Here is a 23,310-nt window from a genome sequence, read left to right on the forward strand (position 1 = left end):
CACCCGGTAACCACGGTTGACATGCACCCGACCCCGGTCGTCCGTCCACGGAACCCGGAAGACGATCTGACGCTCCGGCTCCAGGAGCCGCTCGACCAGGGCCACGGCGGGGTCGGCGTACTCGGGGCGTGCCGCGAACACCGGTGCCAGCGTGTCCAGGACCTCGCGCACCGCCTGGTGGAACTCGGGCTGGGCGGGGTTGCGACGCTCGACGTCGACCCGCAGGTCGTCCAGCCTGTCCTTCGGATCCTTCACTGTGCAGTCCTATCGGGGGTCGCCGGCGGCCCTGGGGGCCCGGATCGGGGAGCGTACCCCGAGGCCGACCGGCCCCCGTCGGACTTTGTGATCTTCCGACAAGGACCAGGCGAACGTACCCAGTTGCACCCGGAGGGACGATGCCGACGCCGGCGGCGCGGGCTGCCCGCGCACCTCGTGCGGCGCCCGCGCTACGACCACGGGCGCCGACGGGGTCAGCTCCCCGGCAGGGTTTGCCGGAGCCAGTCGAAGACGACCTCGCAGTGCAGCTGGGGTGCCATCGGGGAGCAGTGGAGCTGGGCTCCCTGCGCCGCGGTGAGCTTGAGGTAGTCCTTGGGCGAGGTGAGCTTGTCGTACATCTGGCGCGGCTGGCCCGGGTAGAACTGCTCGTCGTCGTAGTCCAGCACCAGGGTGGGCGCCTTGATGCGGCCCACCACGGAGCTGATCGAGAGCGCCTGGATCCGGGTGGCCGGCGTGTAGAAATCGGTGAACAGCTTGCCCTGGCGGGCTTCCAGCATCGCCTGAGCCGAGAAGGGCTCGAAGCGCTTCTTCATGACGGCGGCGGCGTCCGGCGGGATTTCGGGAACGACCTCCTTGTTCCAGATGTCGTTCGTCTCCGCCTTGCCGCGTGTGAGGATCTTCCGGATCTCGGGCGGGAAGCCGAGCCACGGCTCGACGCAGCCGGGCATGGCGACCAGTGCGGCGATCCGGTCGTCGAAGGCCGCGGCCCGGGGGGCGAGGTCGCCGGCCATGCTCAGGCCGGTCAGGGCGATCCGGTTCGGATCCACGTCCGGGCGGGCGGACAGCCAGTCGACGAGCGGGCTGACGACCTTCTCCCAGGTGGGGGTGAACACCACCCGGTCGACGAAGAGCAGCTGCCCCTGGCCCGGGCCGTCGTAGACGAGCGCGTTCCAGCCGCGCGTGAGGGCGGCGGGGACGCCGTAGGTCCACATGTCGACGTTCTGGCCGTCGCTGCCGTTGGTCAGGATCACGGTGGGCCGGGGGGTGTTCGACTCGTCGGGGCGGAAGAACCACACCGGCAGGGGGGTCGTGCCGTACGGGACGGTCGCCTTCACGGCTGCCGGTTCGCACAGGTCGCAGAACGTGTCCCAGGCGCCCCGGCCGGCCTTGTACAGCTGCTCCTCGCTGCCCGGGTCGTCGGAACCGAGGACGAAGAAGAGGGCCTGGCCGTAGTACTGGGCGGCCCGCAGCGCCCGGAACCGCTTGGTCTGGTCGTCGGCCGGTGCGCCCGGCGGCGCCTTGAGCAGCCGGTCACCGAGGGCGCGGAACGTGGTGACGTACGTCTGCGCGGAGAGGCCCGCCTGGTTGATCGTGTTCACGGCGGTGAGGACCTCGCCGACCTCGCTCGCGCCCGCGCCGGCGGCGCCGAGGGCGAGGAGGCCGTTGAAGTTGTAGGCGGGGTCCTCGAAGAGCGTCATCGCGCCCGGGGTGGGGTTGTCCGCGGCCTCGCCGGTCGGGGTGGAGCCGCTGGGTGTGGGCGCCGCCGCTCCGGAGGTGCCCCCGGGGGCGCAGCCTGCGGCGAGTGCCGCCGACCCCGCGCCGGCGACGAGCAGGGCGCGGCGGGTGAGGCCGGACTCACGGTCATTGCGTACGCGTGCCATACCCACCGAACGTAGTCCCGACCCGGTGCGGCGGCCTCTCGTGTGCTCCGAACGGGTCACGCCCGCGCCCCGGCCGGCGCCGGCCTGGGCGCTCCGCTCCTGCTCGCGCGGCGTCGGTGGCGGCGGGCCCCCTCCCTCCACGGCCGTGGAGGGAGGGCAGTCCCGCGACAGCGTGGCGCGCACGTACGTCCGGTGGAGGGGGGACGATGGGATGGCCGTGAGTGCAGACGCCGGTACACGGCCTCGGCCGGCAGGAGGCCACGGCCCGGCGCGGCCGGAAGGAGTCCGGAGCATGGGTGCGATCGAGCCTTCGCGGGGCGAAGCCGACGGGATGTGGGACGCCACGTCCGGGCAGGGCGGCCTGCTCGACGTGCTGGGCGTCGCGGCCATCCTCCTCGACGCCGAAGGCCGGATCGACCTGTGGAGCCCGCAGGCCGAGGACCTGTTCGGGTACACCGCCGAGGAGGCGCTCGGCGAGTTCGCGGGCCGCCTGCTCCTCCACGAGGAGCACCTGGCGGTCGTACTGGACATGTTCGCCCAGGTCATGGAGGGAAGGGGCAACTGGGCCGGCACCTTTCCCGTCCGCCACAAGGACGGCAGCACGCGCATGGTCGAGTTCCGCAACATGCGGCTGCTGGACTCCCAGGAGGAGTACTACGCCCTGGGCCTGGCCGCGGACCAGGCGACGGTGCGGCAGGTCGAGCGGGACCTGGCGCTGGCCGCCCGGCTGGTGGCCCAGTCTCCGATCGGCCTGGGCGTACTGGACACCGACCTGCGCTACGTGTCGGTCAATCCCGCGGAGGAGCGTCTCAACGGGGTGCCGGCCGCCGAGCACATCGGCCGGCACGTCCACGAGGTGCTGCCGGCGGTGGACGCGTCCTTCGCGGCGGCGATGCGGGAGGTCCTGGCGACCGGCGTCCCCATCGTGGACCAGTACACCGTCGGCCGTACCCCGGCCGATCCGGATCACGACCACGCCTGGTCCATCTCGTTCTACCGGCTCGAGGCCCCCAACGGAAACGTGCTCGGCGTGGCCACCTCCAGCGTGGACGTCACCGAGCGGCACCGCGCCGTGGAGGAACAACGCCACACCGCCCTCACCCTCCAGCACAGCCTGCTGCCCCGCACACCCCCGCGGCGGCCCGGCCTGGAAGTCGCCACCCGCTACCGGCCCGCCCAGGCCACCATGGAGATCGGCGGCGACTGGTTCGACGTGATCCCCCTCAGCGGCGACAAGACGGCCCTCGTCGTCGGCGACGTCATGGGCAGCGGAGTCGCCGCCGCGGCCAGCATGGGCCAGCTGCGCACCGCCACCCGGACGCTGGCCGACCTCGACCTCGATCCCGCGCAGGTCCTGTACCACCTCGACCATGTCACCGAGAGCCTCGACACCATCGCGACCTGCGTCTACGCCGTCTACGACCCGAGCACGGCACAGTGTCGCCTGGCCCTCGCCGGGCACCTGCCGCCGGTACTCCTCCGCTCGGACGGCACCCGCGAGCTCCTCGACCTGCCCACCGGCGCGCCGCTGGGCGGCTGCGGCGTCGCCTTCCACGCCACCAGCCTCACCATGGGGGCGGGCGACCAGCTCGTCCTCTACACCGACGGCCTGGTCGAGACCCGCGATGCGCCGCTCGACGCCCGCCTCGACGTGCTGCTCGACGTCCTGAACGACCCGGAGCGCTCGCTGGACGAGACCTGCGACCAGCTCCTGCACACCCTGCGCCACCCGGGAGACCACGACGACGTGGCCCTGCTCATCGCCCGCGTCACACGGACGGCCGGGAAGACCGGCCCGGGGTGAGCGCCCGCCCGTCCGAAGACGTGGCGTTCCGCTCCGACCCCAGTGCCCCGGGAACTGCGGCAGCGGTACGGGCGGGTGGTGTCCACCCGCCCGTACCGGTGAGCGGACGGGCTCAGTAGGTGTGCCCCGCGTACGCGAGGGCCTGCTTGAGCAGGACCCCGTGTCCGCCCGGCATCTCGCTCTGCACGGACGGGGAGGCGGCCTCCTGCGGGCTGAGCCAGACCAGGTCCAGCGCGTCCTGCCGGGGCCGGCAGTCGCCGGTCACCGGGACGATGTAGGCGAGGGACACCGCGTGCTGGCGCGGATCGTGGTAGGAGGTGACGCCCGCCGTGGGAAAGTACTCGGCGACCGTGAAGGGCTGGAGGGAGGCGGGGACCCGGGGCAGGGCCATCGGACCGAGGTCCTTCTCGAGGTGGCGCAGCAGCGCGTCCCGGACCCGCTCGTGGTGCAGGACGCGGCCGGAGACCAGCGTCCGGCTGACCGTCCCGTCCGGGCCGATGCGCAACAGCAGCCCGATGCTGGTGACTTCGCCGCTGGTGTCCACGCGTACGGGCACGGCCTCCACGTAAAGGATCGGCATCCGGGCCCTGGCCAGTTCCAGCTCGTCGCTGGTCAGCCAACCGGGCGTGGTTTCGGTCATGTCAGACATTGCTTGATCATACTTTCCGGGTGCAGCGGGCGCAGGATCCCGGGAAGAGTTCACGTCCGCCGAAGTGGGGGCGCAGACCCCGGCCTTCACCGCTTCGGTCAAGGGCTGGTCGGGGCAGGGCCGGCCGTCGGCCCCGGGGCAATCTTGAACGAGCGGATCGGGACGTTGGTCACGACCGTGCGGACCGGGGGCGGCAGGGAGCGGCCGCGGGCCGCGGCTCCCTTCCGCCCCAGCGCCTCCGGGCGGCGCAACGGCGCACCGTGCCCGACGCTGGACGGCCGGAGCGGCGGGGCTGCGGGGCTCGGGCTGCCCGGTGGCCGCATCCCCCGATATCCTGGGGTCCTGCCTCGGGGACTCTCCCTCATGAAGGGCAGCACCATGATCCGGCAGACGAACCGGCGTCGTTGCCTCCTGCTCCTCGCGGCCCCGCTCCTCGCTTCCTCGGTCGCCCTCACCCCCGCCTTCGCGGCCCAGGGCCGCACGGCGGCGCCGGGAGCCGCGCCCTCGGCGCCCTCCTGCGAGCTGGTGCCGGGCGCCGGCGGCAAGCCGGGCGCGGACGTGCGTTACGCACTGCACCTCGGCGGGTTCTCCGCGAACCAGTCGGTGCGGGTCGACGGGCCGAAGACCTCCTTCCGCGCCAGGGTGAACGGCAAGGGCGAACTGGACCGGCCGGGCCTGCCGCACGGCGCGTACAGCGTCGTCGGCCACAAGGCGGGTGGGGGCCAGCAGGGCAAGCGCGTCACCTGCGCGAAGCCTCCCCCGCCGAAGCCGTCCGACGGCAAGCAGACCGTGAAGGTCGGGAAGGTCGAGGTGGTCGTCCTGACGCCGCCCGGGTCGGTCATCGACTGCACCAAGGGGACCACGGCGGAGTTCGACGGCAAGATCACGGCCACCGGGCCGGGCAAGGTCCGGTACTACTGGACGTTCGCCTCCAGTTCCGACCCGGTCTCCCCGGGCACCGCGGACTTCGGCAAGGGAACGAGTACGCGAGCGCTGCTGCACGTGGTGCAGGTGTCGGGCCAGGCGAACGCCTCTACGGTGAGCACCTTCGTCACCCTGCACCTGCCGGACCAGAAGATGACCGCGCGGAGCGCGCAGGTGACCTTCACCTGCGCGAAGTAGCCGCACCGGCACGGGCGGGCCGCTCCGAACGGGCGCACTGGATCGGCCGGATGCCCCTTCCGGCGTGAGTCGGCAGTCTGCTAATGGAGTTCCACAGCCGTCGCCGCCCCTGGAACGCGGCGGCGCTGCGGCTGCTCGACGACGACCACACCTTCGCCGCGGTCGCCGTCATGCGCGAGGAGTGGGGGCCGTACCGCCCCCGCTCCGCTTTCGCGCGGACGAGGACGCCGCGATTTCGGACGCCCAGCCCCGGCCACCGACCGTACGGGGCCGGTCCCGCTCCGTGATCGAGAACTGGCGGAAACCAGATGGGGTTCCCGTCCGACTACATGGGAGAGGTGATCAGGAGCCGACAGGCGGTCCCTCGGGCGCACGCACCAGGAGGAGGGGCCGTGTTGGAGCTGAAGGGGCAGGTGACCTGCATGTTCGACAGCCGATGTACCGGGCGCGGCACCCGGTTACGGCGCCCGCCTCCGGCGCACACCACCTATCGGCTTCGCCGTACGCGCACGGGCAGAACGCGCGTACCGATTGGGGAACACGCATGTCTTCAGCCATCGGTCACGACACGCAGGGGTCGGCCGGCAGCAGCGCGGCACCGGAGGAACCCTCCGGACGCTCGTGGCGGGGTGCGCGCACCCTGCTGCTGCGGATGCACTTCTACGCCGGGGTGTTCGTCGCCCCGTTCCTCCTCGTCGCGGCCCTCACCGGGCTGATCTACACCTTCACGCCTCAGCTCGACCAGCTCGTGTACGGCGACCAGCTGCGCGTGGAGCGGGTCGGCGACCGCGCGCGTCCGCTGGCGGAGCAGATAGCCGCTGCACGGTCCGCGCACCCGGAGGGCTCCCTCGCCTCGGTCACCACACCTGCGCAGCCGCAGGACACCACCCGGGTGGTGCTGTCCGTACCCGAGTTGGGCGAGAGGCAGCGCACCGTGTTCGTCGACCCGTACACCGCGCAGGTGCGGGGCGAGCTCACCACCTGGTACGGATCGACTCCGCTGACCACCTGGCTGGACGACCTGCACCGGAACCTCCACCTGGGCGAGACCGGGCGTCTCTACTCCGAGGTCGCCGCGAGCTGGCTCTGGGTGGTCGTCGCGGGCGGTCTGGTGCTGTGGATCGGCCGCAGCCGCGGGCAGCGCGCCCGGTCGGCCCGCGGAGTCCTGCTGCCCGACCGGGCCGCGAAGGGCGTGCGGCGGACCCGCAGCCTCCACGCGGCGACGGGCGTGTGGCTCGCGCTCGGCCTGTTCTTCCTCAGCGCCACCGGCCTGACCTGGTCGCACTACGCCGGCGAGCGCTTCGGGCAGCTGCTGGACGCGATCCAGGGCCGCGCGCCGGAGCTCGACACGCTGCTGCCCGGCGCGCAGCCGCCGCCGGCCGGCGAGGAGGGCGGGGAGCACGCGGGCCACGGCGGCAGCGGGAAGAGCGCCGACGCCGATCCGGCCGCCTTCGACGCGGCGCTGGCCGCTGCCCGCGGGGCGGGGCTGGGGGGCACCGTCGAGGTGACGCCCCCTGCCGACGCCTCCAGCGCCTGGGCCGTGGCGCAGACCGACAACGTCTGGCCGGTCCACTACGACCGGGTCGCCGTGGACACCGGCACGAGCGGGGTCGTCTCGCACGCCCGGTGGGCGGACTACCCGCTGGCGGCCAAGCTCAGCAAACTCGGCGTCCAGGGCCACATGGGCGTGCTCTTCGGGGTGGCCAACCAGATCGCGCTGGCCGTCGTCGCACTCGGCCTGGTCCTGGTGACCCTGTGGGGCTACCGGATGTGGTGGCAGCGCCGTCCCACCCGTGGGGACTGCAAGGCCGCCCTGGGCAAGGCCCCGGCCCGCGGCGCCTGGCGCGCTCTGCCCCTGCCGGCTCTCGTGGTCGGGCTACCGGCCGTGGTGGCGCTGGGCTGGGCACTGCCGGTCCTGGGGATCACGCTGCTCGCCTTCCTCGTGCTCGACGGGGCCGTCGGCCTCGTGCGCAGGCGCCGGGCGGGGGCCCCGGAGCCGTCGTCGCGGTGACCTCCGGCCGTGGCGGGGCCGCGTCGGCTCCCGCCACGGCGACCGGACACGGGGCGTGGGCGCAGGCGGACCCGGGGCGTGGGGCGTACGCGGCCCCGGGACGAAGGCGGATACCGGGCGTGGGCACCCCGAACGCGTCGCCTCGACTTGATAGGCAAGTCTGTGGTTGCCTATCCTGCGGGCGTGGCCGACGACCTCTTCAAAGCCTTGGCCGACCCGACCCGCCGCACCATCCTCGACGAGCTCACGGAAAGGTCCGGACAGACGCTGTTCGAGATCTGCGCGCGCCTGAGCATGAAGCACCAGCTCGGCATCTCGCGCCAGGCGGTCTCCCAGCACCTCGCCGTGCTGGAGGCCGCCGGGCTCGTCGAGACCAGGCGGGAGGGCCGTTACAAGTTCCACGACCTGAACACGGCCCCGTTGCGGCAGATCGCCGAGCGGTGGCCCGTGCCCGTCCCGCCCGACCCGGAGGAGAGCATCCCGTGAAGATCCATCTGACCAGCGTCTTCGTCGACGACCAGGCCGAGGCCCTGCGCTTCTACACCGAGATCCTCGGATTCGTGAAGAAGTACGACGTTCCGGTGGGCGAGACGGCCCGCTGGCTGACGGTCGTCTCGCCGGACGACCCCGGCGGCACCCAGCTCCTCCTGGAGCCCTCCGGCCACCCGGCCGTCGGGCCGTACCGCGACACGCTCGTCAAGGACGGCATCCCGCTCGCCCAGTTCGCCGTCGACGACGTGCACGCGGAGTACGAGCGCCTGCGCGCCCTCGGCGTCCGCTTCACCCAGGAGCCCCTGGACATGGGCGTCGTCACCACGGCCGTCTTCGACGACACCTGCGGCAATCTGATCCAGATCGCCACCCAGCCACAGCAGTGACCGGGAGGCCGGCCCCAGCCCCGCCCCCCGCCCCGCCCCGCCCCGCCCACCGCGGGTTCCGCGCCGCGGGTGGCCGCACACCCGGCCGGAGCGGCGAGCCGCACCCCTGCGGCCTAAAATGGGTCCGTCAGGCAGGGGGGCCGTCCGGCCGGCCCGGGAGGCGTGATGACCGTCAGCCCCGATGCGGTACCGCAGGGTCCACAGGGTTCGCGGGATCCGCAGAGCGATCCCGAGGACGTCCTCAAGCGGCTCGGAGGATCGTGGCACTGGGCGCTCGGCTTCGCCCTGGCAACCCTGATCCCGGGCATCCTCGTACTCGTCTGGCCCGATGAGACGCTGCACGTCCTTGCCGTCATCATCGGGCTGCAGCTGCTGGTGGCCGGCGGCTTCCGCTTCGTCACGGCCTTCTCGCACAGCAGCGACGGGGGCGGCAGCAGGCTGGCGGGCGTCCTCATCGCCGTGCTGGCGTTCCTGGCGGGCGTCCTGGTGCTGCGGCACCCGATGCAGACGATCGGCGCCCTGTCCCTGATCGTCGGCGTGTTCTGGCTGTTGACCGGAGTGCTCACGGCGTACGTGGCGATCGCCGACCGGGCGCTCCTGCACCGTGGCCTCCTCTTCGCCCTGGGCGCCCTCGGCACCGTCGCCGGGATCGTGGTGCTCTGCTTCCCGGTGGACTCCGCGGTCGCCCTGACCCGCCTGCTGGGACTCTGGCTCGTCCTGCTGGGGGTGTTCGAAGTGGTGATGGCCTTCGCGCTGCGCTCCGCCACCCGCAGCATCGTCGATACCGCCGGGGCGGACCCCGGGCGGTGACGGACGGCGGTACGCGGCGACCGTACGGGACCGTACGGGACATGCCCTCAGAAGGCGTACCGGATGCGCAGCCACGGCGCGTGGGTGGCGACGAGCGTGCGCATCGTCTCGACCGCCCCGGCCTTCACACCGTCGCGGTAGCGGACGTTCGTACTGCCGTTCTCGGAGCGTTTGGGCTGCTGGAGACCCGGCTGCCACAGGGCGTCCTCGGCGCGCGGGTGCCAGCCGAGGTTGAGTTCGTGGAGGTCCTGGTTGTGCGTCAGCATGATCACCTCCGCTGCCGCCTGCTCCTTCACCCCGTGTGGCAAGACGTCGTCCATCCGGGTCAGCAGGACGGCCCAGTCCCGCTCCCAGCCCGGCCGGATGACCACGGGCGAGAGGTTGAAGTGGACCTCGTACCCCGCTTCCAGGAAGTCCCCGGCGGCGGCGATCCGGCTCTCCACCGGACTCGTGCGGATGTCCAGCAGTTTGGAGTCCTCCTGCGGCATGACGGAGAACCGTACGCGGGTGCGGCCGCGCGGATCGCACAGCAGCAGGTCCGGGTTGACGAACTTGGTGGCGAAGGAGGCCTTGGCGGTCGGCCAGCGGGCGAAGGCGCGGATCAGGTCGCCCACGTTCTCGCTGATCAGGGCGTCCACCGAGCAGTCGCTGTTCTCCCCGATGTCGTAGACCCATGCGGTCGGGTCGCACTGGTTCGCCTCCGGCTTGGGGCCCAGGCGCGCGACGTGACGGGAGAGGTGGGCGGTGATGCGCTCGATGTTGGTGAACACGGTGATCGGGTTGGCGAAGCCCTTGCGGCGCGGGACGTAGCAGTAGGCGCAGGCCATGGCGCAGCCGTTGGCGTGCCCGGGGGCGATCCAGTCCGCGGAGCGGCCGTTGGGGCGGGTGGTGAGCGTCTTCCGCTCCCCCAGGACCAGGACCTCGCTCTTGATGCGGACCCAGCGGTCGACGTTCCCCTCGTTGCCGTGGAGGTCCGGGATCCCCCAGTGCGAGTCCACCGGCACGACCTCGGCCCCGGGGAAGCGGGCGAGGATCTGCCGCCCGCGCGGGGAGGCGGCGGCACCGGGCTCGGCGTGGATCCGCCGCACCGACAGCAGCCGGCGCGCGGCCGGGGTGTCGCGGAACAGCGGACGGCCGTCCCCCGGGGTGGGGCGCTCCTGCCCGGTGTCGAGGTCCTCCAGGCCGAACAGGGCGTCCGCGGGTTCGTCCGGGCCCGGTGCGTGCGGCTGGGCGGCGCCCATGTGCGTCTCCTGCGGATCTTTCGCGGTCGGCCCCGCGAGGGCTTCGCGCGGGCCGGGCCGGGGGCCGGGGGTCGGGGGGCTGGAGGTCCGGGTCGGGTCTGGGGGCCGGGGGCCAGGAAGAGCCCGGTACGGGCCACCCCGCGTGACCTTCCACTGTAGGCGGCCCGGGGTGCCGCCGGGGCGCGCCCCGGCGGTGCCTCAGGGCGGGGTGTCGCCCGCGTCGCGGTGGGCCCGGACGACCTGCGCCAGGTCGCCCAGCCGGTCCAGGCCCCGTACGGCCTGGGCCATGCGCGGGTTGCCCTCCAGCCGGGCACGGTGCCGCTCCAGGAAGGACCAGTAGCCGACGGTGTACGGGCAGGCCCGCTCGCCCGTACGGTCGCCGGGCCGGTAGCGGCAGCCCCCGCACAGGTCGCTCATCCGGTGGATGTAGGCGCCGCCGGAGGTGTAGGGCTTGGTGGTCATCAGCCCGCCGTCCGCGTACTGCGACATGCCCACCACGTTCGGCAGCATCACCCAGTCGTAGCCGTCGACGAAGCACCGGTGGAACCAGTCCGTCACCTCCGCCGGGTCCCAGCCCTGCTGCAACGCACGGCTGCCGAGGACCATCAGCCGGGGGATGTGGTGCGTCCACCCCGTGTCCCGGACCTGCGCCAGCACGGTGGACAGGCAGCGGGCCCCGGGGGCGTCCGCGTCCAGCTCCGCGAACCACGCGGGCAGCGGCGCCGTGTGGTGCAGGTCGTTCCGGTGCCGGTACTCCTCGCCGAGGTGCCAGTACAGGTTCCACACGTACTCGCGCCAGCCGCAGACCTGCCGGACGAACCCCTCGGCGCTGTTGAGCGGCACGAGCCCGGCCCGCCAGGCCCCCTCGGCCCGGCTCACGCACTCCCACGGGTCGAGGAGGCCGAGGTTGAGGGAGGAGGACAGCAGGCTGTGGCTCATCACGGGGTCGCCGGCCAGCATGGCGTCCTCGTGCGCGCCGAAGCCGGCGAGGCGGTGCGTGACGAAGTGGTCGAGCGCGGCCAGTGCCTCGCGGCGGCTCGCGGGGAACAGGCGCGGGCCGTCACGGCCCACGAACGTGATGCCCTCCTCGCGTTCCCACCGGTCCAGGTCCCGCCGGACGCCCTCGTCGATCTCGTCCTCCCGGGGCCGGAACGGCGCCGGGGCACCCAGCGTGACCCGGCCGCGGGGCGGGGGCTCACGGTTGTCGTGGTCCAGGTTCCAGCGGCCGCCCGCCGGCCGGTCCCCCTCCATCAGGATGTCGTGGGTGCGCCGGGTGTGCTCGTACAGGTTCTCCTGGAGCAGCCGCCGGCCCTTCTGCCGGGCGGCCCAGTCGGCGAATTCCCGGTGTCCGACGAGGAACCCGCGGGCCGGGTGGACCGTGACCTGCGGCAGCGAGGTGACCAGGGCGAGGGCCGCGCGGGAAGTGGGGTGGTGCACGGAGACGGGTGCGTCGCCCACGGCGCGCGCCAGGCCCTCCCGGTACGTATCCGCCTCGACGTACCGGGCGCTCCGGCCGAGGTCGGCGGCCCGGTGGCGCATGGCGCTGAGGACCAGATGGGCCTTGGCCCGGTGGAACCGCCTGCGGCGGAAGACGGCCCGCGACTCGATGAGCAGCCATTGCGTGTTCCGCGGCGTCCCGCCCGCGGCGGTGGCGGTGAAGTGCGGGCCGAGCTGGTCGCCGAACAACCAGTGCACTGGACTCATGCCCCCATCCAAGCAACCCGGTCCGGGCCCGCGAGGGCTGACGCGGCCGTTCCGTACGGCTCGAACGCCTGTGTCACGGCCCGGCCGGAAGATGCGCGTGCGGGCCGCGGGCCCGAAGCTGGGACACGGATGCCGAACCAGGCACGGCCGTACCGCCGGAGAGGGGCGGCCGGCCCCGACAGAAGGGAGACGGTCATGGCGAGGGCCGGCAAGGACGATCTCGGCCGGGGTGACGAGGTCACGTGGAAGAGCCACGGCCAGGAGGTGACGGGCCGGGTGAAGAAGAAGGTCACGAAGCGTACGCGGGTCGCGGGCCGGACCGTCGACGCCTCGGAGGAGCAGCCGCAGTACGAGGTGGAGAGCGGGGCGACCGGACGCAACGCCGTCCACAAGCCGGGCGCCCTGCGCAAGAAGGGCCGCTCCTCCTGACGGCCGGGGCCGAGCGCCCTCGTGGACCTGTGCGCGAGGTGGTCGGCTCCGTCGGCCGTCACGGCGCGCGCCGACCGGACGGCGACCCCGCCGCCGGGACGTGATGCCCGCCGGGTGATCTCGTACCGGGCCTGTTCAGCGGGCGCGGCGGATGCGGATCGGACCGCGGGCCCGCGCCGGCTCGACGGGGCGGCCCGCCTGGGTGATCTCCACCTCGCCGGCCGCGACCAGCCGCCGGGCCGCCCGGCGAGCCGGTTCCATGAGCGCGCGCCAGCCGTCGCCGTCCCCGGCGTACACGGCCCGCGCGGCGTCGGAGGGGCAGATCGACGCGGTCGGGCCGCGGCGCTCCAGCAGCTCCAGGATGGCCCGCTCCAAGCGGCGTTCCGTCTGCCGTCCACTGTCCGTCACTCCCCCAGTGTCGCGCGGGCGGGGCGGGGCGGGCGCGCGGGCCGAGAGGCGCGGTGAGGCCGCCCGGGCGCGCAGCCCGGCCAGGAGCCGGTCGAGCGGCACCCGCTCCGCGGCCCGGGCGTCCTCGCTGCCGGCGATCCACCGCCCACTACGCGGACACCTGATCACCGTGCCACTCCTGATCGCCACGCGCCGGACCTCCGGCGGCACCCGTGCCCACAAGAGGGCCCCGGCTGGTCCCTACCGGTGCCGCAGGGCGTCCATGTGCAGGCGGATCGTGGTTCCCAGCGCGCGGGTGGAGCGGATCTCGACGAGGTCGCAGAGCTGGTGGGCGAGCCACAGGCCGCGGCCGCCGATCTGGCCCGGCTCGGGGCGGCTGCGGCCGGCCAGCACGTCGGTGATGTAGCCGGAGTCCCGGAACTCGCAGAGGAACGTCTCGTCCTGGGCCCAGGTGCGCAGGGTCCCGCCGCCCCCGCCGTGGCGGATGCTGTTCGTGGCGATCTCGGTGACGGCGACGGCGAGCTTCGGCAGTCGGTCCGGGGGGACACCCGCGTCGGACGCGCACTGGGACACCTTGGAGCGGATCGCGGCCAGGTCGCCGTGTGCGTAACTCAGCTCCTGGAACGGATCGCAGGGGGCGGTCAGCGCGTCGAAGGCGTACTCCTCGCCGGTGAGGTACTCCTCGTTGGGCGCGTACTGCCCGTCGCGGCGGATCTGCGGGTGACAGCGGGAGAGCGCCCGCAGGGCGTCCTCGTCCTCGTCGGCGGCGTCGTACGGGCACAGCATCGACCGCGTGGAGCTGCGCGCGAAGGCCCGGTTCAACAGCCATTCGTGATAGCGCAGTTCCGAGAGGTGCGCCGTGTCGCGCGCCTGGCGCCAGGCGGTTTCGCCGATGCCCCGCACGGTCCTGCCCTCTTCGCCGCGCTCGTTCATCCAGGCCGACCAGGCGGCGATGTGCCGACCGGGGTTGGCGCCGGCCGTCGTGGTGTCGACGAAGGTGACCGCCGGCTCGTCGGCGAGTTCGCCGCGCAGGAGCGAGGTCTTGTCCGAGGGGACGGCCACGACCACTGCCTCGTCGGCTTCCAGTGCCTCGTGGATGAAGTCCAGTGTCCCGGACAGGAACTGGGCCTCCCCCCGGTACGGATAGAGCTCGTGGCGGAAGACGGCCTCGTCCGGGCCGGTCGGCTTCGAAGGCACGGTCGTGGTCATGCCGCGATCACCACCGGCACGCCCGCGGCCGCGTATCCCGCCAGTTCCCAGCACAGCCGCACGGTCTCGTTGGCGCCTTCCACGACGATCCGGCGGTCCGGCAGGTGACGGGCCGCGTCGACCAGGGCGTGCATGCCGGCCGCATCGATGATCTCAAGGGCGTCGAACCTCAGTCGCACCGTGGGCGTGCACCGCATCGCGGCGCGGACCACGGCGTTGAACGCCGCCGCGCACTCCGAGTCCACCACTCCGTCCACGCTCCACCTGTTGGTACCCGTGCTGAACATCCGGAAAGCAGGACGCGCGGCGCGCGTTCCCGTCTCGTGCGGATGCACACACGCCGCCTGTTCCAGCGCGGAGGCCTCCCACTGGGTGGGCCTGAACGCGCACACCACGATCGCACCGCTCTCCGAGGCGAACTCGTCGAGCTTCAGCTCTCGCGCCAGCAGTTCCTCGGCGCCGCCGGGCGCCGCCGCCGGGGTCCGCTCGGCGAGGACCCGTACAGACCTGAAGCCCTCGCGCACCGCGGTACGGGCTTCCCGCCGGACCGCGGCCAGCATGCCGTCCGTGCCCGCCGGGTGCGGCAGATTGAGGACCACGGAGGCCGGGTGGCCGCCGTCCCGCCGGATCGCGGTGGTGCCGAGGGACCCGATGACCACCACCTTGTCCCCGTAGAGGGCGCCGTCGGCGACGTAACCCCGCGCGTCGGCGAACGTGGCTGCCGGATCCATGCGCCAGCAGACGTGGTCACCCAGCTCGACCTCGTCCAATCGCGCCAAAGCCCGCGCCGCTCTCACCTCGCCGCCTCCCCGACGTCAACCCGACCTGCGAACACAGCACCATACTGGTCCAGGGCGGACAGTCGTGAACCGACCGTTGCCGACCCGCCCGCGAGCCGGTCCTGACCTGCCCCTGCCCGCAGCGCGGAGCGCCAACCGTGCCCGGACCGTCCCGCGGCTGCCGGGCGGGCGAAGGGGCATCGGGTTCAGCCCACGGTCGACTGTCGCCCCTCCATCGGGCCTCGCAGCGCGCTGCCGGGCGCCGGGCCAGTTCGCCGACCGAGCAGGCGGGTTCGACGGCCCTGCGGTAGCACTTCGCAGAGCCGCGGGTCGATGTTGGCGATGACGGTCAGGGCGGGCTCCTCGACGGCCTGCTCGTAAAGAGGCGGGGCTGGCTGACGTGGTCGGAGAACGACGCGGGAGCCTCGCGGACCTTCCGCGCCGGCCGCCACCACGCCGCGCGCCGAACCGGGTTCGAGCCCTGCCCTCTCCCAGCTGGGGGGCTAAGCGCAGCTCCGCGGGCGTGTCATCGGCATCGTCGCGGACCCCGACAGCGACCTCGCCGGGCTCAGGACCGTACGGGAAACCGTCCTGACCGGCGGGATGGTGACCCTGGTCATCGCCCCACGGGCGGCACACCGGGTACGGAAAGGAATCCGGTCAGGGTCCAGCGTGGAGGCCGTGCGGTACGGCCATGGCTTCCTCCACGAGGGGATTCGGTGTCATCGGGGCAGCGGCGGCGGGCGGTACCCGCCCGTGCGGGACGGGGCCGGCACCGCGGTGGGTCAGCCCGGCCAGGTGCCCGTCAGGCGCCGTACGGCGACGGCGCCCGAGCGGTCGACCGAGGCCTTGACCACGGCGAAGATGGCGCCCTGGATGGCGGCGGCGAGCAGGATCTGCCGCCAGGGGCGGTCCTCGTCGGTGGCGTCGGGCGCATCACCCTCGCCTTCGATGATCTTCCACGCCTGTTTGAACGCGGCGCCCGCGATCATTCCGCTGAGGGCGCCCAGGGCCAGTCCGACGGGCCTGTACGCGATCTTGGAGGCCTTCACCGGCGGCGTCCGCGGCTGCGGCGCACCAGCAGGAACACGATCACGGCGGCGCCGACCGCGAGGAGCGGCGTCCGGTTGGCACGCGCGGCCGTGGCCGCTTGGCCGGCCTTCTCGAGGAGGGGGTCGGGGGTGTTGTCCACCGCGTACTGGCCCGCCTTGGACGCGGTCTCGCGTACCTGGGCCGCTGCCTGCGCGGTCTTCTCCAGGACGGGGTCGGGCGTCTTGGCCTTGGCCAACTGTGCGGCCTGGCCGGCCTTCACGCGGATCTGGTCGGTGACCAGGGCCACCTTTTCCGCAGCCTGTCCCTTCACCGCGGCCGTCTTCTCCTTCGCCTGGGCCTTGATGTCGGCTTTGGCGGCGAGGGCCCCGACCGTCTGCCCGAGCTCGTCACGGGTGCGTGCGACCTGCTCGCGCAGTTCGCCGGGGTGGGTGGTGCCGGGGGTGGGGATGCCTATGTCGGCTCGGGCGTCGTCGTTCATCGGTGTGTGCCTTCTCCTTGATCTCGGCCAGGTCGGCCTTGACGTTGTCGATGGTCTGCTCGGGGGCGGGGGTGCCGGCCTTGGCGATCTGCTTCTTCCCGGCCAGCGCGGTGACAGCTGCGACGAGGCCCAGGACCGCGGTGACGACGAGGCCTCCGGCCCACACCGGCGGTACCAGAGCGAGGGCGGCCGTGCAGGTCGCCACCAGGGCTTGGAGCGCCAGGAGGGTGGTCGGCCCGGCGGCGCCGAACATGCCACCGCCCTTGCCGAAGCGCTTGCCCTTCTGGGTCATCTCCGCCCGGGCCAGTTGCATCTCGTCGCGGATCAGCTCCGAGATCTGCTGCGACGCGCGGGAGACCAGGACGCCCACCGAGTCGTCGGTGGTGAGGCCCGCGGGCAACCGCCCGCGATAGTGCGCCGGTGCTTCCACACCGGCCGCTCGTCGCGAGGCAACGCCGGTGCGATCAGGCTTCGAGGCGGGCTCGGGTCTCTCTGGCCGTCCGGCGCTTGAGAGCGCGCCGCTCGTCTTCGGTCAGACCGCCACACACGCCCATGTCCTGGCCCCCTTCGAGGGCCCACCGCAGGCACTCGCTCAGGACCGGGCAGCGTCGGCATACTGCCTTCGCCTCCTCGATCTGGAGCAAGGCCGGGCCGCTGGTGCCGATGGGGAAGAACAGGTCCGGGTCTGCCTGTCGGCAGGCGGCCTGGTGACGCCAGTCCATCGTCGTGTCTCCGTTCGCGTTGCCGGGTTGCTTCTCTGTTCGCCTGGCCGGTATCGCCGGCTCTATGCAGAGCGGCGGCAGCGTCTTCTTCTCCTTTCCCCATCGGCCGGGCACGGCTTCGTTTAGTGCGGGCGTGTGGGGTAGGCGGGACGCATGTTCAGGCATCGACGTGTGCGTACTGCTGTTGTCCTCGTGATCAGCTGGATGGTGTTGACAGGTGTAGAGCGCTGGGGCGAGGACGCGTCCTGGTCGGCGGCCGTGCTCAGTGGGCTGCTGTGGGCGGCCGTGGTCACCGGCGCCTGGTGGTTCGCCGAATGGACGCAGGCGAGCCGGCTCCGCGACACCCGCCGGTCGGGGCACCGCCGTACGGAGGCGGATCAGGGGCGGTAGACCGTGCCGGGGGGGCGGCCGGGGCCAGGAGCTGGGACACCGTCACGAAGGTGTGGCCCCGGGCGCGGAGTTCGGCGATGGCCTGTCCGGCCGCGGGGACGGTGGCCGGCGTACCGCTCGTGGAACAGGAGGATCCCGTCGCGTTCGGTCTGGTCGAGGACCCGCTTCTTGATGAGGCGACGTCGGTGGTCTGGTAGTCCTTCGCGCGTTTCGGTCGCCCCCGCACCGCCTCTTCCCGTGCCCCGCGCAGCACGGGAGGCGGTGTGGAGCGCGGTCGGCAGGTGTCCCTGCCCGTAGGTTGGCCGGGTGATGGAACACCGCGTACCGACCTGGCAAGTGACGGCGAGCGGGGGGCTGGAGACCGCCTGGGTACAGATCGACCCAGACCCCGCAGGTCCGCACGGCCCAGCCGGCCCCGGCCCCGCGAGCGCCGGCCCCCCGAGCCCCCCGAGCCCCGGACGGCTCATGGCCCGGGGCCGGGCCGTCGGCACGGAGCCGGAGCCGTACTGGCTCTCGTACGAGCTGGAGACCGCCGAGGGCTACGTCACCCGGCGCCTGGGCGTGCGCGTGGAGGACGCCGGGCGGGTACGGGAGCTGGACCTGCGGCGCTCGGCAGCCGGCGGGTGGACCGTCGACGGGCACCCGCGGCCGGACCTGGAGGGAGCGCTCGACTGCGACCTCGGCCTGTGCCCCCTCACCAACTCCATGCCCGTGCTCCGGCACGCCCTGCACCGGAACGCCGGCGAGCACGGATTCCTGATGGCCTGGGTTTCCGTGCCCGACCTGGCCGTCCGGCCGTCCCTGCAGACGTACGCACACCTCGGCCGCACCGGCTCGGGCGGCGCCCTCATCCGCTACGCCTCCGGGGACTTCGCCGCCGACGTCCAGTTCGATGCGGACGGCCTGGTCGTCGACTACCCGGACCTGGCCCGCCGCCGCTTCCTCGCCTGACGCGCCGGTCCACCGGCGAGCCGGCCGGCGCGATGCCCCGCGAGCCCACCGGCGCGATCGCCCGCGCCGTCACCCGCACGACCCGCACCGTCACCCGCGCCGTCCCCTCCGGCGGTGTCCTTCCGCGGTCGCGACGCGCCGGCCACGGCCAGCAGAGCCACCCCGCAGACGGCCACCAGGATCCAGCCCGGACGGGACGCGTGCGCCAGAGCGGCCGGGGTGGTTCCCGCGACGAGGCCCCCCGCGGCGGCGATGCCGACCGCGGCGCCGAACTGGCGCGCGGTGGACGTGATCGCCCCGGCCACCCCGGCCCGGTCGGGCGGCAGCGCGCTCACCGCCGTGTTGGTGATCGGCGCGTTGGCGAAGCCGAACCCGGTGCCGATGAGCCCGTAGGCCAGCAGGAGCAGCGGCACGCCGGTCCGCTCGTCGAGCCCGACCAGGCAGAGCCCGCCGGCGGTGGTGAAGCCGCCCGCCAGGACGAGCGGCACCCGTGCTCCGACACGGCCGACCAGCCGCCCGGACAGGGGTGCGCAGACGGCCGCCCCGACAGCCATGGGCAGGGTCGCCGCCCCCGCGACCAGGGGCGTCCACCCCCGGGTGTGCTGTAGGTACAGGGTGGTGAGGAGCAGCGTCACGTTCAGGGCCGCGAAGACCAGCACCGCCCCTACTACGGCGCTGCTGAAGGCCGGACGCAGGAAGAGACGCGGATCCATCAGAGGTTCGGGCCTGCGGCACTCGACCCGTACGAATGCGGCCGCCGCCAGCAGGGCGACCCCGTACGCACCCCATGCCGCCGGTGAGGTCCAGCCGATGCGCGGCCCCTCGATCAGGACGCCGACCGCGGCCACCATGGCCACGGTGAGCAGGGCCTGGCCCGGCAGGTCGGGCCGCCGCGCGCGCTGCGCCCGGGACTCCGGCACGAAGACGGCGGTGAGCACGAGGGCGGCGGCGATGACGGGTGCGTTGATCCAGAACAGGGACCGCCAGCCGAACTCCGCCACGAGGGCGCCGCCCGTGACGGGGCCCGCGGCCATGCTGAGCCCGAAGACCGACGCCCAGATGCCGATCGCCTGCGCCCGCTCCCGCGGGTCGGGCATCGTGTTCACCACGATCGCCAGCGCGACCGGGCTGAGCATCGAGGCGCCGACGCCTTGGACCGCACGGGCCGCGATGAGCGCGCCGGCCGAGGGGGCGAGCGCGCAGAGCAGTGACGCCGCGCCGAACACCGCCAGTCCCAGCTGGAAGATCCGCCGTCGTCCGAACCGGTCCGCCAGCGCGCCGGACGAGATCAGGAGACTGGCCAGGACCAGGGTGTACGCGTCAACGGTCCATTCGAGGCCGTGGGTTCCGATCCGGAGGCCCTGCCCGATCGCGGGCAGGCCCACGTTGACGATGGTGGTGTCCAGGCCCACCAGGAACATGCTGAGGCAGCAGACGGCGAGCACCGTCCAGCGTCTGCGCGCGCTCGGTTCGGTGGGGAGGGGGACGGGGTGGGTCGTCGCGGTCACGGTCGGCCTCTCACGTGCGGGTGCGGGTGCCCGGTCATGCTCGGTCGGGACTGGGGCCGTTGACCATGAAAGTTGCGAAGACTGCAAACTGGGCCCATGCAGAAGCACCCCGGGGACACGACATGCCCCACAGTTCCACCGGCCGCCAAGGGCACCGCCCGCGCCGCCGACGCCGCCGACGCCTCGGACGCCTCGGACGCCGAAGTAATACGGGTGATCGACGGGATCGGACCCCGGCTGCGGGGCCTGCGCCGCGACCGCGGGCTCACTCTGGAAGCGCTGGCGGCCGTGACCGGTATGTCGGTGAGCACGCTGTCCCGCCTCGAATCGGGCAAGCGCCGCCCGACGCTGGACCTCCTCATCCCGCTCGCGCGCCTGTACCGCGTCGCACTCGACCAGCTGGTGGCCGCACCGGCCAGCGGCGACCCCCGGGTGCACCTCGAACCCGTACGCAAGGGGCACGGGAGCATCCTCGTCCCCCTGACCCGGTACCCGGGCCGGGTGCAGGTGTTCAAGCAGGTACTGGCGCCCCGCGAGCCGAAGTTGGTGACCCACGAAGGCCACGAGTGGCTCTACGTCCTCGCCGGAGAGCTGCGCCTCGTCCTGGGGGAGCGGGAGTTCGTCCTCCGCCCCGGCGAGGCGGCCGACTTCGACACCGGCGAGCCCCACTGGTTCGGCCCGGCGGACAGGCGCACGGTGGAGATCCTCCACCTGTTCGGTCCGCGCGGCGACCAGGCCGTCGTACGAACGGACCCCGCCGGGGCGATCACCGCGGCGCGGGGTTGAGGCGGCGGGCCGGGGGCACTCGGAATCCATGACCAGTCACGACATCTGGAATCACCGACAGGCCCCGGAGTTCATCGAGGGCGTGGACCTGGCCGGCTGGCCGGTGGAGGCGACCGACGGCACCGTGGGCAAGGTCGACAAGCACTCGGCCGAACTGGACTCCTCCTACCTGGTGGTCGACACGGGAGTCTGGATCTTCGGCAAGGAGGTCCTGCTCCCGGCCGGGACCATCACCCGGATCGAGCTGGACGAGCAGCGGGTCTACGTGGGCCTGTCGCGGGTGCAGATCGAGAACGCGCCCGAGTTCGACCGGCACCTGCACCTCGGCGACCCGGCCTACCGCGACGGCCTCAGTACCCACTACGGCCCCGGCTACCCGGTCTGAGCACCACCCGCCCACCCGCCCCCGCACCGCGCGGGGGCGGTTTTGTATCGGTCGGGTATCGGGAAGCGCGTGGTTGTCCATCGAAGCCGTGCGCCGCACCACGGCCGAGGGGGTCGCGGGAAGCCGGAGCGCCCCCGCTCCCGGCGGCTGCCCGGGGCCCGTCGGTCCGGCTGCCCGGGGCCGGTCGGCCAGCTGACCTGGGCACGAGCGGCGGACGGTGGCGCGCCGGGGTGCGACGCGCGGCCGCCGTACGCCGTGGTCGGCACGCCCGGAGTCTGGCCTATCGTTGCGTCCGTCCAGTCCCCTCCCTCCGCACAGGAGTCGTCCGCCCGTGTCCTCGTCCGTGGCCGTGTCGGTGTCCGAGCGCACCCGCGAGATCGGCATGCTGCGCGCCATCCGCATGGACCGCGCCGGGATCCGGCGCATGGTGCGGCTGGCGTCGCTGACCGTCGCCGGTTTCGGCACGCTCCTCGGCCTGGCGGGCGGGCTGTTCGCGGCCTGGGCGGTCGGCGCGCTCGCCAACGGCGCGATCGAGCAGTACACGCTGGCGCTGCCCTGGGGGACACTGCTCCTGGTGTGCCTGGGGTCGCTCGTGATCGGCGTGGCCGCGGCCGCCCTCCCGGCCCGCCGCGCGGCCGCCTTGAGCCCCTTGGAAGCCGTGGCGGACGCCTGACGCGCGCTGCGCCGCGCCCGCACCCCCGGGTGGGGTGCGGGCGTGGCGCGTGGGGTCAGAAGATGCGCTGGCCCGGGGTGAGGGTGCCGTCGGGGTCGTAGCGGTGGCGGGCGGTCTTGAACTCGTCCCAGAAGGGACCGAAGTGGCGTATCCAGTCCTCGGTCGTGAGCGGCGCCGACCCGATCGGGTACCAGCGGCCGCCCGCGTCCACGGTGGTGTCGTACTGCCTGCGGTTCGCGGCGACCATCTCGCCGGGGGAATCCGCCCCGGGTGAGGCGGTCTTGAGGAGGGAGAAGAGGTAGGCGAGCTCTTCGTCCGGCATGGCCGGGAGGGGGGTCCGGCACATGGCGGTCGGGACGGGGTACAGGAGGACGACCGCGCTCGCGCCGAGCGAGCCCGGTCCCAGGCTCGCGAGCGTCTCCTTGACGACGGCGTTCACTGCGGATGCCGGGAGCAGGCTGTCGAACCAGGGGTGGGGGCGCTTCCACTCGCCGACGGACTTCAGCATCTCCACCAGGGGGGCGATCCGGTTGAGGAAGTCGAAGTAGTCCATGTCCTGCACCTGGAGACCGGTGTGGGCCAGGTCGTCGGTGAGCCGGGCGTCGTCGGCGGGCGTCGCGTCGTAGGCGGCCGCCTCGATCATGTAGGTCCAGCCGTCCGGGGTGGGCACGGCCTGGCCGACGAGGTAGTCGAAGCGGCCGTCGTCGAGGAGCACGGCCTGCTGTGCGGTGAGTGCGTCGACGCTCGGGCAGGCCAGCGTGTAGAGGCGTACGGCACGGGGTGCGGGGACCAGCGGGATGGTCGCGCGGGTGATGAGGGCGCACTGGCCGAGGCCGCCGAGGGCGGCCCGGAAGAGGTCGGGGCGCACGGTGGGCGAACACGTCGTCAGTTCGCCCTCCCCGGTGACGACCTGGAGTTCGAGGACGTTGTCGGCCTGGGTGCCGTAGCGGCCGATCTGCCCGCCGAGGCCGCCGGCGGACAGCGTGCCGCCGATGGACAGTTCGAGGTAGTCGGTGAAGGCCGGCGGGGTGAGGTCCGCGGTCAGCGCGGTGCGGACCAGGGTGCTCCACAGGGCTCCGCCCTGGACCACGGCGGTGTCGTCGCGGATCTCCACCGAATTCAGGGTGCCGAGGTCGATGACGAGCCCGGAGGGCGCCTGGGCCTGTCCGTTGGTGGAGTGTCCCTGGCCGCGGGCGGCCGCTTTCAGTCCGTGCTCGCGGCAGTGGCGGACCATCGCGGCGACGTCCTGCGCCGAGCCGGGCCGCAGGACCGCGGCGGGTGCCTGGCGGACGAGGCCGCCGAAGTCGGTGGACGCCGCGTCGAGGGCGGCCTCGTCGAAGCGCAGTTCGCCGTCGAGGGCGGGGACGGCGTCGAAGGCCCCGCCGGTGCGGGGGCCGCCGGCCGGGTCCGGGTGCGGGGCGGGCAGGTGGGAAGAGGTCACGC

At 73.3% G+C, this 23,310-nt stretch carries 25 protein-coding genes and 2 pseudogenes; 13 read left to right on the forward strand and 14 right to left on the reverse strand.

Annotated elements, in window-relative coordinates; genetic code table 11:
* Both ACFWTC_RS33280 and ACFWTC_RS33285 read right to left on the reverse strand, forming a co-directional pair.
* Positions 1-255 (reverse strand): annotated as a pseudogene (locus ACFWTC_RS33280) (glutamate dehydrogenase); the annotation flags it as partial.
* A gap of 215 nt (positions 256-470) precedes the next feature.
* The gene (locus ACFWTC_RS33285) at positions 471-1,877 is read right to left on the reverse strand and encodes an alpha/beta hydrolase family protein (RefSeq protein WP_384029067.1); all 1,407 of its coding nucleotides are present in this window, start codon (positions 1,875-1,877) and stop codon (positions 471-473) included.
* Positions 1,878-2,169: 292 nt separating this feature from the next.
* Here ACFWTC_RS33285 and ACFWTC_RS33290 point away from each other — a divergent pair, with 292 nt between their 5' ends.
* On the forward strand, positions 2,170-3,681 hold the full coding sequence (locus ACFWTC_RS33290; protein ID WP_383919998.1) for a SpoIIE family protein phosphatase: 1,512 nt from the start codon (positions 2,170-2,172) through the stop codon (positions 3,679-3,681).
* 112 nt (positions 3,682-3,793) lie between these two features.
* Here ACFWTC_RS33290 and ACFWTC_RS33295 read toward each other — a convergent pair whose 3' ends face one another.
* Positions 3,794-4,321, reverse strand: a complete 528-nt coding sequence (locus ACFWTC_RS33295) for an NUDIX hydrolase family protein (RefSeq protein WP_383920016.1) — start codon at positions 4,319-4,321, stop codon at positions 3,794-3,796.
* A gap of 372 nt (positions 4,322-4,693) precedes the next feature.
* Here ACFWTC_RS33295 and ACFWTC_RS33300 point away from each other — a divergent pair, with 372 nt between their 5' ends.
* The 6 genes from ACFWTC_RS33300 to ACFWTC_RS33325 all read left to right on the forward strand — a co-directional run bounded on the left by ACFWTC_RS33300 (position 4,694) and on the right by ACFWTC_RS33325 (position 9,151).
* Positions 4,694-5,452, forward strand: coding sequence for a hypothetical protein (locus ACFWTC_RS33300; protein ID WP_384029069.1), 759 nt, complete (start codon positions 4,694-4,696; stop codon positions 5,450-5,452).
* Positions 5,453-5,535: 83 nt separating this feature from the next.
* Complete coding sequence (locus ACFWTC_RS33305; RefSeq protein ID WP_384029071.1) at positions 5,536-5,739, forward strand: hypothetical protein; 204 nt, start codon at positions 5,536-5,538, stop codon at positions 5,737-5,739.
* Between the two features lie 257 nt (positions 5,740-5,996).
* Entirely contained in the window at positions 5,997-7,463 is a 1,467-nt protein-coding gene (locus tag ACFWTC_RS33310; RefSeq protein ID WP_384029073.1) for a PepSY-associated TM helix domain-containing protein, read from the forward strand.
* A 183-nt stretch (positions 7,464-7,646) separates the two neighbouring features.
* Entirely contained in the window at positions 7,647-7,949 is a 303-nt protein-coding gene (locus ACFWTC_RS33315) for an ArsR/SmtB family transcription factor (protein ID WP_383919987.1), read from the forward strand.
* Complete coding sequence (locus ACFWTC_RS33320; protein ID WP_383919984.1) at positions 7,946-8,341, forward strand: VOC family protein; 396 nt, start codon at positions 7,946-7,948, stop codon at positions 8,339-8,341. The genes ACFWTC_RS33315 and ACFWTC_RS33320 overlap by 4 nt, the downstream gene beginning before the upstream one ends.
* Before the next feature lie 165 nt (positions 8,342-8,506).
* Positions 8,507-9,151 carry an HdeD family acid-resistance protein gene (locus ACFWTC_RS33325; protein ID WP_384029075.1) on the forward strand — a complete coding sequence of 215 codons (645 nt, stop codon included), beginning with the start codon at positions 8,507-8,509 and terminating at the stop codon, positions 9,149-9,151.
* Positions 9,152-9,198: 47 nt separating this feature from the next.
* Here the strand turns inward: ACFWTC_RS33325 and ACFWTC_RS33330 are convergent, their stop codons facing one another.
* Together ACFWTC_RS33330 and ACFWTC_RS33335 are read right to left on the reverse strand one after the other, a co-directional pair.
* A complete protein-coding gene (locus tag ACFWTC_RS33330) occupies positions 9,199-10,392 on the reverse strand; it encodes a spore photoproduct lyase family protein (RefSeq protein WP_383919979.1) in 1,194 nt (397 codons plus the stop codon).
* Between the two features lie 198 nt (positions 10,393-10,590).
* A complete protein-coding gene (locus tag ACFWTC_RS33335) occupies positions 10,591-12,096 on the reverse strand; it encodes a cryptochrome/photolyase family protein (RefSeq protein WP_383919976.1) in 1,506 nt (501 codons plus the stop codon).
* A 195-nt stretch (positions 12,097-12,291) separates the two neighbouring features.
* On the opposite strand from ACFWTC_RS33335, the gene ACFWTC_RS33340 reads away from it, so the two are divergent.
* Positions 12,292-12,525, forward strand: a complete 234-nt coding sequence (locus ACFWTC_RS33340; protein WP_383919973.1) for a DUF2945 domain-containing protein — start codon at positions 12,292-12,294, stop codon at positions 12,523-12,525.
* Positions 12,526-12,660: 135 nt separating this feature from the next.
* On the opposite strand, the gene ACFWTC_RS33345 is transcribed toward ACFWTC_RS33340, so the two are convergent.
* The 7 genes and pseudogenes from ACFWTC_RS33345 to ACFWTC_RS33375 all read right to left on the reverse strand — a co-directional run bounded on the left by ACFWTC_RS33345 (position 12,661) and on the right by ACFWTC_RS33375 (position 17,174).
* Positions 12,661-12,933: a DUF3253 domain-containing protein gene (locus ACFWTC_RS33345; protein ID WP_384029103.1), complete on the reverse strand. Its 273-nt coding sequence runs from the start codon at positions 12,931-12,933 to the stop codon at positions 12,661-12,663.
* 240 nt (positions 12,934-13,173) lie between these two features.
* Entirely contained in the window at positions 13,174-14,142 is a 969-nt protein-coding gene (locus tag ACFWTC_RS33350; protein ID WP_383919970.1) for an anti-sigma factor RsbA family regulatory protein, read from the reverse strand.
* Positions 14,139-14,939 (reverse strand): MEDS domain-containing protein, encoded by an 801-nt coding sequence (locus tag ACFWTC_RS33355; RefSeq protein ID WP_383919967.1) that lies wholly within the window; start codon positions 14,937-14,939, stop codon positions 14,139-14,141. The genes ACFWTC_RS33350 and ACFWTC_RS33355 overlap by 4 nt, the downstream gene beginning before the upstream one ends.
* Positions 14,940-15,706: 767 nt before the next feature.
* Positions 15,707-15,973 carry a DUF4235 domain-containing protein gene (locus tag ACFWTC_RS33360; RefSeq protein WP_383919963.1) on the reverse strand — a complete coding sequence of 89 codons (267 nt, stop codon included), beginning with the start codon at positions 15,971-15,973 and terminating at the stop codon, positions 15,707-15,709.
* Complete coding sequence (locus ACFWTC_RS33365; protein ID WP_384029077.1) at positions 15,970-16,452, reverse strand: DUF3618 domain-containing protein; 483 nt, start codon at positions 16,450-16,452, stop codon at positions 15,970-15,972. Before ACFWTC_RS33365 ends, ACFWTC_RS33360 begins: the two co-directional genes overlap by 4 nt.
* Before the next feature lie 4 nt (positions 16,453-16,456).
* A pseudogene (locus ACFWTC_RS33370) lies at positions 16,457-16,852 on the reverse strand (phage holin family protein); the annotation flags it as partial.
* A 64-nt stretch (positions 16,853-16,916) separates the two neighbouring features.
* Positions 16,917-17,174, reverse strand: a complete 258-nt coding sequence (locus tag ACFWTC_RS33375) for a WhiB family transcriptional regulator (RefSeq protein ID WP_384029079.1) — start codon at positions 17,172-17,174, stop codon at positions 16,917-16,919.
* Between the two features lie 171 nt (positions 17,175-17,345).
* On the opposite strand from ACFWTC_RS33375, the gene ACFWTC_RS33380 reads away from it, so the two are divergent.
* Positions 17,346-17,564 carry a hypothetical protein gene (locus ACFWTC_RS33380; protein WP_383919947.1) on the forward strand — a complete coding sequence of 73 codons (219 nt, stop codon included), beginning with the start codon at positions 17,346-17,348 and terminating at the stop codon, positions 17,562-17,564.
* A 465-nt stretch (positions 17,565-18,029) separates the two neighbouring features.
* Positions 18,030-18,515: a putative glycolipid-binding domain-containing protein gene (locus tag ACFWTC_RS33385; RefSeq protein ID WP_384029081.1), complete on the forward strand. Its 486-nt coding sequence runs from the start codon at positions 18,030-18,032 to the stop codon at positions 18,513-18,515.
* Here ACFWTC_RS33385 and ACFWTC_RS33390 read toward each other — a convergent pair.
* The gene (locus ACFWTC_RS33390) at positions 18,479-19,936 is read right to left on the reverse strand and encodes an MFS transporter (RefSeq protein ID WP_383920010.1); all 1,458 of its coding nucleotides are present in this window, start codon (positions 19,934-19,936) and stop codon (positions 18,479-18,481) included. The genes ACFWTC_RS33385 and ACFWTC_RS33390 overlap by 37 nt on opposite strands.
* Before the next feature lie 183 nt (positions 19,937-20,119).
* On the opposite strand from ACFWTC_RS33390, the gene ACFWTC_RS33395 reads away from it, so the two are divergent.
* The 3 genes from ACFWTC_RS33395 (at position 20,120) to ACFWTC_RS33405 (ending at position 21,867) form a co-directional block, all read left to right on the forward strand.
* The gene (locus ACFWTC_RS33395) at positions 20,120-20,809 is read left to right on the forward strand and encodes a helix-turn-helix domain-containing protein (RefSeq protein ID WP_384029083.1); all 690 of its coding nucleotides are present in this window, start codon (positions 20,120-20,122) and stop codon (positions 20,807-20,809) included.
* A gap of 28 nt (positions 20,810-20,837) precedes the next feature.
* Entirely contained in the window at positions 20,838-21,194 is a 357-nt protein-coding gene (locus tag ACFWTC_RS33400) for a PRC-barrel domain containing protein (RefSeq protein ID WP_384029085.1), read from the forward strand.
* 331 nt (positions 21,195-21,525) lie between these two features.
* On the forward strand, positions 21,526-21,867 hold the full coding sequence (locus ACFWTC_RS33405; protein WP_384029087.1) for an FtsX-like permease family protein: 342 nt from the start codon (positions 21,526-21,528) through the stop codon (positions 21,865-21,867).
* Between the two features lie 55 nt (positions 21,868-21,922).
* On the opposite strand, the gene ACFWTC_RS33410 is transcribed toward ACFWTC_RS33405, so the two are convergent.
* Positions 21,923-23,308, reverse strand: coding sequence for an FAD-binding protein (locus ACFWTC_RS33410; protein ID WP_384029089.1), 1,386 nt, complete (start codon positions 23,306-23,308; stop codon positions 21,923-21,925).
* Positions 23,309-23,310: the final 2 nt, after the last annotated feature.

The sequence above is a fragment of the Streptomyces sp. NPDC058619 genome (assembly GCF_042717785.1).
In the GTDB taxonomy this organism is placed as follows: domain Bacteria; phylum Actinomycetota; class Actinomycetes; order Streptomycetales; family Streptomycetaceae; genus Streptomyces.

What these genes read in the sequence shown, in the direction of transcription:
- ACFWTC_RS33305 (WP_384029071.1), top strand. Translation starts at nt 5,536, where the DNA reads ATGGAGTTCCACAGCCGTCGCCGCCCCTGGAACGCGGCGGCGCTGCGG.
- ACFWTC_RS33295 (WP_383920016.1), bottom strand. Translation starts at nt 4,321, where the DNA reads ATGACCGAAACCACGCCCGGTTGGCTGACCAGCGACGAGCTGGAACTG.
- ACFWTC_RS33340 (WP_383919973.1), top strand. Translation starts at nt 12,292, where the DNA reads ATGGCGAGGGCCGGCAAGGACGATCTCGGCCGGGGTGACGAGGTCACG.
- ACFWTC_RS33330 (WP_383919979.1), bottom strand. Translation starts at nt 10,392, where the DNA reads ATGGGCGCCGCCCAGCCGCACGCACCGGGCCCGGACGAACCCGCGGAC.
- ACFWTC_RS33395 (WP_384029083.1), top strand. Translation starts at nt 20,120, where the DNA reads ATGCAGAAGCACCCCGGGGACACGACATGCCCCACAGTTCCACCGGCC.
- ACFWTC_RS33365 (WP_384029077.1), bottom strand. Translation starts at nt 16,452, where the DNA reads ATGAACGACGACGCCCGAGCCGACATAGGCATCCCCACCCCCGGCACC.
- ACFWTC_RS33310 (WP_384029073.1), top strand. Translation starts at nt 5,997, where the DNA reads ATGTCTTCAGCCATCGGTCACGACACGCAGGGGTCGGCCGGCAGCAGC.
- ACFWTC_RS33285 (WP_384029067.1), bottom strand. Translation starts at nt 1,877, where the DNA reads ATGGCACGCGTACGCAATGACCGTGAGTCCGGCCTCACCCGCCGCGCC.
- ACFWTC_RS33400 (WP_384029085.1), top strand. Translation starts at nt 20,838, where the DNA reads ATGACCAGTCACGACATCTGGAATCACCGACAGGCCCCGGAGTTCATC.
- ACFWTC_RS33385 (WP_384029081.1), top strand. Translation starts at nt 18,030, where the DNA reads ATGGCCCGGGGCCGGGCCGTCGGCACGGAGCCGGAGCCGTACTGGCTC.
- ACFWTC_RS33290 (WP_383919998.1), top strand. Translation starts at nt 2,170, where the DNA reads ATGGGTGCGATCGAGCCTTCGCGGGGCGAAGCCGACGGGATGTGGGAC.
- ACFWTC_RS33300 (WP_384029069.1), top strand. Translation starts at nt 4,694, where the DNA reads ATGAAGGGCAGCACCATGATCCGGCAGACGAACCGGCGTCGTTGCCTC.
- ACFWTC_RS33350 (WP_383919970.1), bottom strand. Translation starts at nt 14,142, where the DNA reads ATGACCACGACCGTGCCTTCGAAGCCGACCGGCCCGGACGAGGCCGTC.
- ACFWTC_RS33335 (WP_383919976.1), bottom strand. Translation starts at nt 12,096, where the DNA reads ATGAGTCCAGTGCACTGGTTGTTCGGCGACCAGCTCGGCCCGCACTTC.
- ACFWTC_RS33390 (WP_383920010.1), bottom strand. Translation starts at nt 19,936, where the DNA reads ATGTTCCTGGTGGGCCTGGACACCACCATCGTCAACGTGGGCCTGCCC.
- ACFWTC_RS33325 (WP_384029075.1), top strand. Translation starts at nt 8,507, where the DNA reads ATGACCGTCAGCCCCGATGCGGTACCGCAGGGTCCACAGGGTTCGCGG.
- ACFWTC_RS33375 (WP_384029079.1), bottom strand. Translation starts at nt 17,174, where the DNA reads ATGGACTGGCGTCACCAGGCCGCCTGCCGACAGGCAGACCCGGACCTG.